The sequence below is a fragment of the Legionella longbeachae genome (genome assembly GCF_004283175.1).
Taxonomy (GTDB): Bacteria; Pseudomonadota; Gammaproteobacteria; order Legionellales; family Legionellaceae; genus Legionella; species Legionella longbeachae.
This window is the reverse complement of the sequence record NZ_RXNW01000011.1, coordinates 75,770-87,865: the sequence shown is the minus strand read 5'-3', so window position 1 is coordinate 87,865 and position 12,096 is coordinate 75,770. Positions and strand designations below refer to the sequence as shown.

The window sequence follows — 12,096 nt, the reverse complement described above, 5'->3', positions numbered from 1 at the left end:
TTCATTAAGAAGCAAAGTAGATTTTATAATGACAAATTGTCCTATGATGCAAAAAATGTAAAAAATAACTATCTGGTTCTAGGGTCATATAATTTATTTATAAGTCTTTTATGTCGATATCAGGTTAATTTAACTACTTTGGCCATACGGATTAATTTATTTATCTTTATTTCCAGTGAGCTGCATTCGGTAACCAGCAAATTTAGCATCAAAGATAATAAATTTTCATCTTGTGGATAACCATCAAAAACTGCAACTAAATTGCGTTTACGCTTTAAAGCAAAAAGACTTTCTTCCAGCCTATTTAATGTGTTGCTTAAAAGCAGAAGACATTCCTTATCCCTGTCATTGATTGTAACTCCCTCATAAAGAATTAATGCAATAATCGAGGCATAATAACGAAAAATATGCCGGAACGATTGCAGAATATCTGCAGCGACCTGGGTATATTCAGAGTCCTTGTTTATTTCAACTTGTGCCTCATTAATTAATGTTTGAAAACGAAGAATGAGTCCCAAGACATTTGATTCGCACTGAATTAAATGTTTGGATAAGTCTGTTTTAGAATCATCTATATTTGCAAGATAAGTAGATAAAGCAGCATATTCGTTTAGAAATTTCTGCATTTCTAAAATGAGCACTTTTGTAGCCCGGACTGGAAAGAAAAACCGTAAGGTAAAAAAGCCAATTAATATCCCAATAATTACATTGGTTGGACGCATAAATACAAATGTAAAATCATTATAATTGATAAGGCAGATAGCGAGAGTGACACAACCTAAAATTCCAATATAACTGTGTTTCGTTCCTACAAATAAATAAGTATATAAAAAAATCCCTATAGCAAATCCAATAATATTCATAAGATAAGCATTATGAAAAAGCAATATTATAATCAGGCTATATAAAGCACTGCTTATCGTAGCGATCGTTCGCATAGAACAGCGAATTAACGAAGCTCCAATAGTGCGTTGTTCAAATAACACAATAAATAAAGAAATATAAACCCAAGCGGGCTCAACAATATCAAAATATGTTGTAATGATTAAAGCGATAACCATGCTGATGGCCATACGTGTGGCCATTATTGTTTTTTCGGAAGTTACTTCCATAAGAAAATTAATCCTTAAGAAAATTATATCTTGATAATGACATAACAAGTTGCTCCAATGGGCAACGGGTAATGTTTGGCATCATAATCATCGATCTTAATTTGCACCGGAAAACGCTGAGGCAACAGTATCCAATTATTAGTATCATTGGTTACTGTTTGTAATTGCGTCTTAGGGTTTGTCATTTGGCGGTTAGCTGCCCAAGCACGTGATACTACCGTGCCATGGTATAATTTCGTAGCAAAATACATTCGTGGAATAATGTAGACTTTAGCGCCTGTCTTGACCATGCGCAAATCAATTTCAGTAAAATTAGCCTGAATATAGAAATTATCTGTATCTACAAAAGAAAAAATGGGTTTATTAATTTCTATGGGGGTTCCCAAAGATAAGTACATATTTTGAATACGACCATTACTTTGAGCATAAACTGTCGTTTGCTCTAAATTAACTTTGGCATAACGCATTTTATAGATTAATGCTTTAATCTTGTGTTTTAGGCTCTGAATATTTTTTTCATCCACGCTAATTTGCTGCTTTTGCATATTTACTTTGGCGAAACTACCACGATCGTCATAGTGCAAATCTTTAACGTTAATTTCAGATATTGCCCCTGATTTTAAAACTGCTTTATTTCGAAGATAATTTAAGTGGATCCGCTTATATTCTTGATCATACTGTATCAGTAATTGTTTATCCTTTTCTAATTGATGCTGTAAACTCTGAAGATCCACCTTCGCCGTATGAACTTCTTCAATAAGCCTATTATAAGTGAGCTTGTAAGGCTCCTGGAACACAGTAAACAAGGGTTGTCCCTTATGAACATATTGTTCATTTTCCACATATAGATCCGTAATATATCCACTAACAATCGCAGCTACCGGGCGAACATTGGCGACAACAAAAGCATTATTAGTAAAGGGGATTAAAAAAGAGAAAAAGTAATATAAAACTGCAAGTAAGACCAAGGAAAGTACAACTGTATAAGGTTTTAACTTTCGAAACTTTTGTGTTACCATTTTTTAATATTAGTCATGTTATTTATATGGAAACCATTTAATTGCGCAGCCTGGCAACACTAATTATTTTAGTCATGACAAGTGCGCTAGTAGCATGCATGCCAAGCGCAAAAAACTCACAACCTTCGTCGATTTACATTCCTGCATACCTAAAAGCCTCAAGCAATGATGCATTAAATCAACTTCCTTATCAAGCGTGGTGGGAAGATTTTAGAGATCCTCTACTGAATCAGTTTGTCGAGAAAGCACTTCGTTACAATAATAATGTGACAATCGCCAAACGATCGATCCGTGTTTCGCAGGCTGAGCTGCAAACGATTCGCTTAAATTGGCTGCCTGGTCTAAATGTTTTAATGGGGTTTTCCCAAGATCCTGCCTTAGGAAATCCAGGTGTATTTTACGGTGTACTCCCCAGCTATTACCAAAATTTCGTTGCGCTTTATTTTCAACAAAAAAAAGCAGAATTTGTCTTAAAACGTGCTAAAGCATATTATCTTGGCGTACGTTTGACTGTTATTGGCGAAGTGACCAGTAGTTATTTCTCGCTTCTTGCCTGGAATCATCAACTAGAACTATTAAATCAAATCGAACAGGACAATAAAAAACTTTTAGTATCATTAAAAATTGCTAAAAACCAAGGCTTAGCAAATAATCTGCAATTATTAACCGTAACAAGCCAATTACAAAGCGTACTGGGATTACGACAACAGGCTCAAAACAACATCATCGCCAGCGAAAACGCGCTGCATTATTTAATCAATGAGCCACCCGGAAAAATAAAATCCGGTCCATCATTTATTAAAGTACCCAGTAAAGAAGTACCGCTGAACAAAATTAATACTCAAGTGATACTTCGTCGACCGGATGTAATGGTAGCCTTAACCTCGCTTTTTGCCGCATGTAGTGGGGTCAATATTGCTGAATCCCAACTTCTTCCAGCCTTAACGTTAGATTATTTTTGGGGAAAAGCCAGTTTAAATGGTACATTTAACAGTCCTACCCATTCAGCACCTTATGGTGATATATACGCAACATTTAATTTATCCCCCTCTTTGTTTGGACAAATTCTCACCAGCAAAGCCATTTTTAATAAGAGTTTGGCAGAATATAATAATGTCATCCAAAATGCATTACGCCTTATTGCCAATAGTATCGCTGCCAATCAAAAGCTGATGGCCAAATACCATGAAGACGCTCTCGCTTTAGAAGCGCTGAAGAAAAGATATCACTTGCAACAGGATCTCTATGCTAAAGGCCTTATTAGCCACAATGATTTGCTCTACAGCAGGATAGAAATTAACCAACAGGCATATCAACTCACCATCAGTAAACTGGAGCAATTAATCAGTGTTATTCGTCTTTATGAGGAGTTAGCCGCGGGCATACTTTATCAGGAAGAAAATACAGCCTAGTTATATACGGTTTTATCTGAATTCAGGAGAATAAAAAATGAATACGTCAAAACACATCCCTTTACCCCAAGATAATGAATTACCTCAAGAAACGGTAAATTTATTAAATAACCTTCCCCCTTTAAATATTCATCGTTTGCTTGCTTTAGCCCCAAATACCCATAAACCATGGTTGGATTTTGTGGCTGGTATCTATAAAGGAAACTTTGATCCAAGATTACGTGAAATTGCCATCTGTCGTTATGGATTTAAAACTAATTCGGCCTATGAGCTACTTCAGCATAAGGCATTAGCCAAAAAAGCAGGAATTAGTTCTGAAGAATTAGACATTATATGTACGGAACAAAAAGTCGTTTCTTTATCCAGTGAAGAAAATTTTATTTGCCAGGTAGTTGATGAGTTTGAGGATCTGGCAACATTAACAGATGAAACTTTTACCAGGTTACTTGAACGTTACAGTACCGCCCTCATTATGGAATTATTTACGATTCTCGGGCATTACAGCTGTGTTTGCCGAGTACTGAATGCTTCCAGAATCCCCTTAGAGGCTGTTAGTCCACTAGAGACATGTGAATCTCCCCTGAAGAAATAAATATAAAAATTAAATGGGCCTGGCTCTTGGACTTATCCTAATTTCTTAAGATAAGTCTCTTGCGCAAAGCGCGTAGTAATAATTGCGATAATGGCCCAGAATAATATATATAACGCCGGGGCATATTTATTACCCGTTAACTCAACTAAAGTCAGGGCAACTACAGGTATTGTCCCGCCAAAAAATGCCTGGCCTATATTGTACCCTATGGATACGCCGCTCGCTCGAACAGCAGTGGGAAACATTTCTGCAAGGATGGTAGGCACTGTAGCATTCATAGGTGCAAGCAATATAGCTAACAATATTTCGCCCGCAAGTACATGCCACCAAATACCACTCAAAAAAAGAATAAAGATCGGGTAAATAAAAATTAAGATGCCAAAAGCACCACACAAAAAAATCGGTTTCCTACCAAAGAAATCGGATAATAATCCCATCAAAGGGATTAACAACGTCAAAATGAATAAAGCGATAAAATTAGCAACCAGGGCATCTTTTAATATAAAGCCTTCTGATTTGACGAGAAAGCTTGTTATATAAGCAATAAGTAAATAATTACTGATAGCCATAATACTTGTAAAAATAATAGCCAACAATAATTGGCGTCGGTATTTAGAAAAAACAATTTTTGCAGGAAGTTCTGTTGTATGTTGGGTATGCAAAAAAGTACTTGGCTCCACGCTGCTCACACGTAAATAAATTCCTATTACCCCAAGTAGGGCACCTGTCAAATAAGCCAACCGCCATCCCCAGTCTCTAAGAAGGTCATCGGGTAACAAAACACTAAGAAAAGAAGCCGTTAATGAACCTAAAAAAATACCCAGAAAAGCAGTGCTTAATACCAAACTTCCTGCAAATCCACGTCGATGATCTGCCATATGTTCAATAAGGAAAGTGGTTGATCCAGGCAGTTCCCCTCCCACAGCGATTCCTTGAATTAACCTAAAAAAAACAAAAAGGACAGGTGAAGCGATACCTAAGGTATTAAAACCAGGGATCAACGCGATACATGCTGTAGAAAACGTCATAATAGACATTGAGAGGATTAACGTTTTTCTTCTCCCAACATGATCCGCATAATGTCCTAATAATACCCCTCCCAAAGGACGCATAAAAAAACCTACTGCAAATACACCAAAGGTCAGAAGGAGAGAAACAAAATATATCTTTGATGGAAAGAATATTTCGGCAAATAATGGAGTAAAATTAGCATAGAGAAGAAAATCAAACCATTCCAAAGTATTCCCGTATAATCCTGCAAAAATACTTTTTTTCTTATTAAGATTCATCATATTATTTTTTTAATAGCCCCTTATTTCTTTTATAGACTACTTTTAATATTTGTTTCCATTTTTTGAACTAAAATAATCTCTCAACCCTGTTGCCCATATGCTTACAAATCTCGAAAATGTTCTTATTAAAAATGCGATGAGTTTCTCCCTAATCAATTGTCCTTTATAATCGTCGAAAGCAATAGATCTGCGGATTAAGCTAATCTATTGGAAATAGTTATATTAAAGAGTTAAACATGAAAATAGTTATCAAAGTCGGAACCCAAAGTATTTTATCAAGTGATGGCACTCCATTTGAGCCTATTATGCTCCATTTAGTGGAGCAGGTTGTCACGCTTCAAAAAGCAGGCCACCAGGTTATATTGGTAAGTTCAGGTGCGGTCGCTTCGGGTCGAAAAGTGGCACGTCAATTTTTTGACCGCCAATACGGGAGTTCGATAGGAGAAAAACAGGTTTTAGCATCATTGGGGCAATATGAGCTGATGCATATTTATGCTTCGATGTTCAAAAAATATAATATGCTTGCCTCTCAATTGTTGCTTACAAAACAAGATTTTCAAACAAGACAACACTATTTGAATATTTCACGGTTACTACGTGAAATTTTAGAGCATAAGAATATTGTACCCATTATCAATGAGAATGATAGTGTTGCTATTGCAGAATTGATGTTTACTGATAACGACGAATTATCGGGTCTTATAGCCGCAATGATTAATGCGGATAAACTCATAATTTTGAGTAATGTGGAAGGGGTATACACAAAACACCCCAATGAAGCCGACTCAGAACTTATTTCCATGATCCATCCCAAAAATGATTGGCCTGAAGTTTCTGCGGTAAAAAGTCTTCATGGCAGAGGCGGGATGATTAGCAAGCTTGGAACAGCACGCAGGATGTCTAATCTGGGAGTAACCACACACATAGCGAGCATCAATCAACACGAAGTGATAATGCGCATCCTTAGTGAAGAATCTTTGGGTACTACTATTTTACCTACTAAAAAAAGATCAAATATAAAAAGATGGATTGCTTATGGTGAAAATAAATTAGGAACAATCACTATAAATACTCGCCTTGTCGAAATTATAAAAGAAAATAAACGGGTTATCAGTATATTACCTGTAGGGATTGAAAAATTTACTGGCGATTTTAAGCGAGGCGACTTAGTTGAAATACTGACTCCCAATAATGAAAAAATAGGGATTGGGCTTGCTAAATACGATGCAATTAAATTAAATGAATATTTAGGCCACTCCGCAAAACCGGAATTTATTCATTATGATCATTTACATATTTTTTAAGGCGCACTCATGATTGAAGAAGTCACTATCCAGCTTAAAGCAACTAAAAAAGACAGCTATAGCTTAAGATTTATCGATGAAGAAAAGAAAAACCAAATATTATTGGCCCTTGCGCAACGAGTACGAGATTCTGTAAATCAAATCATTGATGAAAATAAAAAAGATCTGGCCTTAATGAGTAAAGATGATCCCAAATATGATCGATTACTCTTATCTAAAGAACGGATTGAAACCATAGCGTCTGATATTGAAACAGTCGCCTCTTTACCCTACTCACAAACAAAAATCCTGGAACAAAAAAAACTTCCCAACGGATTAAATATCCAAAAGATTTCCGTTCCATTAGGAGTTGTGGCGATTATTTATGAATCACGGCCTAACGTAACGATTGATGCATTTACATTATGTTTTAAAACAGGTAATGCCTGTGTCTTAAAAGGTGGAAAAGAAGCTCATTACACCAATCTATTTTTAGTCTCATTGATTCACCAAGTACTCACTAATCACAACATGAGCAAATCTATCGCTTATTTATTACCTTTAGAACGAGAAGCGACTCATATTCTTTTAAAAGCCAATCAGTTCGTCGATGTGTGTATTCCAAGAGGAAGTCAATCATTAATCAATTTTGTACGTGAACATGCAAGAATTCCTTTTATTGAAACAGGTGCTGGGGTTGTTCATATTTATTTTGATAAAAGTGGGGATATAGACAAAGGCCGTTTAATTATTGACAATGCCAAAACGAGGAGAGTGAGCGTTTGTAACGCCTTGGACACATTAGTAATCCATACAGATCGATTGGTTGATTTGCCCTTAATCCTAATGCCACTTGCCAATAAAAAAGTTGAAATTTTTGCAGACCCACTAAGTTACCATGAACTAAAATCATTTTATCCAAAAGAATTGCTCCATAAAGCGACACCAGATGACTTTGGCCATGAGTTTCTCTCTTATAAAATGGCGATAAAAACAGTAGATTCAGTGAAAGAGGCTGTTAATCATATTATGGAATATAGTTCTGGCCATAGTGAAGCAATTATTGCAGAAGAGCAAACCGTACAGAGTTATTTTCTTGACCATATTGATGCCGCTGCTGTTTATGTTAATGCGTCAACAGCATTTACCGATGGTGGACAATTTGGCATGGGTGCTGAAATTGGAATTAGTACGCAAAAATTGCATGCCCGTGGCCCTATGTCTTTAGATGCGTTAACCAGTTATAAATGGGTGGTTTTGGGGGATGGGCATATTAGACCTTAAAATACGGGCATCGTGTAGCTTCACCTGCATCCCAATAATTGACCCGCTTGCTTTTGCTCACATAAATATTGTATTAATACTAACTCAATCCAAAAAATTGGCTTTAATGCTAATTGGGTTTAAACAAAGGAATGTTTATGTCTTTTTTTGAAATCATCGCCGTGCTCATCACGCTTTCGGCAATGTTTAGCTATATCAATTTTAAATTGTTTAAACTCCCGCCTACAATTGGGTTGATGGCCATAGCACTGGTGTTTTCCTTAAGTTTAAATATAGGTGGCATGATATGGCCTGAAATTATTTCAAATGCCAAAAGCTTTTTAGGGCAGGTTAATTTTAATGAAGCCCTGCTTCATGGGATGTTGGCCTTCTTACTCTTTGCAGGCGCACTTCATGTCAATATTAGCCAGCTTGCTGAACAGAAAGTCGTTGTTACTGTACTCGCCCTTATTGGCACACTTATATCCACTATTCTTGTAGGCCTGTTAACCTATTGGTTCCTCCATACACTCAACATTCAAATCACTTTTATCTACTGCCTGCTTTTTGGAGCCCTTATTTCTCCTACTGATCCAATTGCGGTAACAAGTATTTTGAAGGTTTTAGGGGCACCTAAAAATTTGGAAATGAAAATTGCCGGGGAATCGCTCTTTAATGATGGCGTGGGGGTCGTTCTTTTTCTTGGTATTGTTGAAATGGCCTCTGGCACACAAGAAATCAGTATCTCACATTTATTAATGCTGTTTGTTACTGAGGCAATTGGTGGAGTTTTATTCGGACTAGTAACTGGGTATATCACCTATCAAATGTTAAAATCCATTGATAATTATCAAGTCGAAATTCTTATTTCACTCGCACTGGTAATGGGAGGATATGCATTAGGAGAACGAATTCATATCTCAGCACCCATAGCAATGGTAGTCGCTGGTTTACTTATAGGTAATCATGGGCGAAAATTTGCGATGTCTAGTAAAACTCGGGAGCACCTGGATACTTTTTGGGAGTTGCTCGATGAAATTCTAAATGCTGTACTCTTCGTTATGATTGGCTTGGAAGTACTGGTATTAACCATCAATAATCAATATTTATTGATTGGACTAATTGCGATTCCGATAGTCATTCTGGCGCGATGGATCTCCGTAGCAATTCCATTAACTTTAATGCGACGTCAATTGGATTTCGCGCCACACAGTATTAAAATTCTCACTTGGGGTGGCCTACGAGGAGGAATATCAGTAGCACTAGCACTTTCTTTATGTGATACAGTTGGAAAAACAAATAAGTTTGCCTTCGATGCTATTTTGATGATGACCTATATGGTAGTGATTTTCTCAATCTTATTTCAAGGACTGACCATTGGTCCTTGGGTAAAGAAATTGTATGGGAAAGTTTAAGTGCACTTAACCAGATAAGCTAATATAAAATTCACCCTAAAATAGGTTAATTTTTTTATAGCGAACTGTTTTCATAACACCACATAAGCAACCAACCACACAGCACTCAATCCTTAATAAAACCTTAATATTGCATCTTTAGAATCACTCCTATCAAAAATGGTTCACCCACTTGGCCACTCTAAACCCTTTTTCGGAGAAAAGCATGAAGACAATTGTTATTATCACCCACGCTCCCCAAGGTACCTTAGGTGACCCAAGTTCTGCAGCCAAATTACAGCACTGCATTATCAGTGAATTTTCCAAGCAAAGTGAGCCAATTAACATCAAAGTGGTTGTCGATGTTAAACCTAAATATGTAGAGCCTGTCAAAAAGTTGTTTAAGAGCAATATGCCTTATCAATTGCTCGATGAATTTAATGAATCTACTTTAATTCCTGAGATTGCTGATGCTGATCTCATCATTCTCTACCCTACCCCTCATTTTTTTGATTACTCTACGGCGATGCTCATTGGAAAAGTAAAGAAACGTGTTCTTGCCCTTGGTGAATACGATATCGATTTAGACTATCAGCACCAAAACAGAAGTACTTTTTTTAGTACTGTTGTTGGATCAATTTTCCTTTCTACAGGCGTTGGCGAAAAAAATCTGGGGATTTATCTTAATGAACGCGACCTTTCTTACAAAAATTTATTTGATCTCATTCATCCTGAAGACTCCTCAAAATTACCTAAAGACTTAAAACAGAGCCAAGGACTGTATTTTGGTTATTTCAATAAAATAGCTAACTCTTATACGGGCGCAACTCCCGCACGTTTTATCACATTTGCGGCACATAATAACCCCGATCAGATAGAGATTGATATCATTATTCCATTGCAGGCGAAGGATGCCAGCAATTGCAGTCAAGAAAGTACAATGCGTGCATTAAGCGAGAGTGACTTTATCGAGAACTTACAAGGTCTTAATCAGGTACTCATTGCCTATTATCCTCCAGCATCAGGTTCCCCACTCTACCTGATTTATCATCCAGATGAAGGAACACATTCAGAAATAAGCAAAGAAGAATTTGAAAGCCAACAAAATAAATCCGACAAAATCATTCGCGTGTTTAACCCATTTCCTTTACAACAACAGTCCATAGAAGCATTTCTGGAAGTCTCAGAACCCATTAATCTATTGACTGGTGATCAAAGTATTTCAGAAGCCTTATCTTTTGCAAAAACTCCATTTTATCAGGCCATGTCATGGAAAACGAATTTTTATGAAGCCTTAAAAGAAGTGGCGCAAAAAAACGCGTTTACAACGCTTCATCGCTGGTTTGAACTCGTCAACGATAAATTTATATCATCGAAAAAACTTGCTGATTTTTACAAAAAACATCAGGAAACCCTGAAAAAAGAAACCCAAGATTTTCGCAATTATCTTCTTAAAGAGAAAAATTTATCCCTCAACATTACAGGCTACATTCGTTCCATGCTGACCCTTTCAACCTATGAACTTTTTAAAATCTTTATTGATAATATACCTCTAAATTTTAACTATTATGTCAGTGAACAAGGTGCATGTAACAAAGCAATCATTGGCAGTATGTCTCTTTTCGATCATTTTAATTTTTATCTGGCAGAAGCAAACAGCTATGAAAAAAATAGTATGATGAGCTACTTCATAGAACATATAGACCAAATTATCGATGTAAAAACAGAAAGTATTATTCACTTGCTTTCTAAATTAAAGCGCATACATCCAGAAATCAAAATACCCTTGCCTCACTCATTACTCATGAATATGATATGTGCTGAAGCAATGAGTCACACAAGCTCTATTGAGTGGAAATTTGACTCCTACATAGAAAAAAATGCGTTAATAGACTTCAAAAAAAATGAAATGGAGCGTGTTAAAAAGCCTATGCTGGATATGAACAACATTCCTATGTTGTTGGAATTGATCGCGGAAAGTCAATGTAATTCAAAAGAGAAAGTAAACTTACTTCAAACGATCATGGATAATCTCATTTGTTATGTGTCTAATTTTTCATCTAATGAAATCGATTCTTTAATGAAATCTATAATGCAGGAAAAGAGCCCTGATGTGTTACAACAGATATTCACATTTTTATTCACCACTCCCTGCTACCAAGATGCAATCCCATCTATTCTATTACATAGCGGAAAACCTAGCCCATACTTCCAAATTCCAGAAAATAAACGCATTGGTTTCCTAATGAAAACATTGACACATCCCCATGGCGATAATCTTTTATTTAAATTAACTCCTCTAGCGAGGCAATATATTTTAGATGAATTACTCTTTTCTAATACGTATGAGAAACAAAACTTATTTTGGAGTGAAAGCGGAAAATGGCTAAAACCCAATTTTATTCGCCAAATCCTTTCTGTCAGCAGAAAAGATGAGCAAATGATAATCATGCATTATTTGGAATCAGCTTTTAAAATAAATCCTTATAATAAAAAGATTCTGACGGATAATATGGACTATCTCCCTACCTATTTACAAGAGTTCCTGAATTCAACTTGTCTTGTTGATGACCTTAACTACTCATATTAGTCATGAAGAGTTTAAATAATGAATGCTTCATTTTTAGTATATTAGGGCAAAATTAAGATATGGTGGCTTTAAAGTGACTTAATGGAATAGCCTTTGTTCTTTTAAAGCATGGGTTAGCAATACTGTTTTAACAATGTAT

Annotated in this window: 9 protein-coding genes; 6 read left to right on the top strand and 3 right to left on the bottom strand. The window is 36.1% G+C overall.

The features are described from left to right. Positions 1–119: 119 nt before the first annotated feature. On the bottom strand, positions 120–1,112 hold the full coding sequence (locus EKG34_RS12190; protein WP_003634407.1) for an FUSC family protein: 993 nt from the start codon (positions 1,110–1,112) through the stop codon (positions 120–122). Positions 1,113–1,135: 23 nt separating this feature from the next. Continuing rightward, entirely contained in the window at positions 1,136–2,131 is a 996-nt protein-coding gene (locus tag EKG34_RS12185) for an HlyD family secretion protein (RefSeq protein ID WP_003634405.1), read from the bottom strand. A 98-nt stretch (positions 2,132–2,229) separates the two neighbouring features. On the opposite strand from EKG34_RS12185, the gene EKG34_RS12180 reads away from it, so the two are divergent. Then, entirely contained in the window at positions 2,230–3,543 is a 1,314-nt protein-coding gene (locus EKG34_RS12180; protein ID WP_012979519.1) for a TolC family protein, read from the top strand. A 37-nt stretch (positions 3,544–3,580) separates the two neighbouring features. Continuing rightward, the gene (locus EKG34_RS12175; protein ID WP_003634400.1) at positions 3,581–4,135 is read left to right on the top strand and encodes a carboxymuconolactone decarboxylase family protein; all 555 of its coding nucleotides are present in this window, start codon (positions 3,581–3,583) and stop codon (positions 4,133–4,135) included. Positions 4,136–4,167: 32 nt separating this feature from the next. Here EKG34_RS12175 and EKG34_RS12170 read toward each other — a convergent pair whose 3' ends face one another. Next, a complete protein-coding gene (locus tag EKG34_RS12170) occupies positions 4,168–5,424 on the bottom strand; it encodes an MFS transporter (protein WP_012979520.1) in 1,257 nt (418 codons plus the stop codon). A 239-nt stretch (positions 5,425–5,663) separates the two neighbouring features. Here EKG34_RS12170 and proB point away from each other — a divergent pair, with 239 nt between their 5' ends. From proB to EKG34_RS12150, 4 genes are all read left to right on the top strand, one after another. Beyond that, the gene (gene proB, locus EKG34_RS12165) at positions 5,664–6,731 is read left to right on the top strand and encodes a glutamate 5-kinase (RefSeq protein WP_003634397.1); all 1,068 of its coding nucleotides are present in this window, start codon (positions 5,664–5,666) and stop codon (positions 6,729–6,731) included. A 9-nt stretch (positions 6,732–6,740) separates the two neighbouring features. Continuing rightward, positions 6,741–7,994 carry a glutamate-5-semialdehyde dehydrogenase gene (locus tag EKG34_RS12160; protein WP_003634395.1) on the top strand — a complete coding sequence of 418 codons (1,254 nt, stop codon included), beginning with the start codon at positions 6,741–6,743 and terminating at the stop codon, positions 7,992–7,994. A 137-nt stretch (positions 7,995–8,131) separates the two neighbouring features. Further along, positions 8,132–9,388 (top strand): cation:proton antiporter, encoded by a 1,257-nt coding sequence (locus EKG34_RS12155; RefSeq protein ID WP_003634393.1) that lies wholly within the window; start codon positions 8,132–8,134, stop codon positions 9,386–9,388. Positions 9,389–9,593: 205 nt separating this feature from the next. Then, positions 9,594–11,957: a hypothetical protein gene (locus EKG34_RS12150; RefSeq protein ID WP_012979521.1), complete on the top strand. Its 2,364-nt coding sequence runs from the start codon at positions 9,594–9,596 to the stop codon at positions 11,955–11,957. Positions 11,958–12,096: the final 139 nt, after the last annotated feature.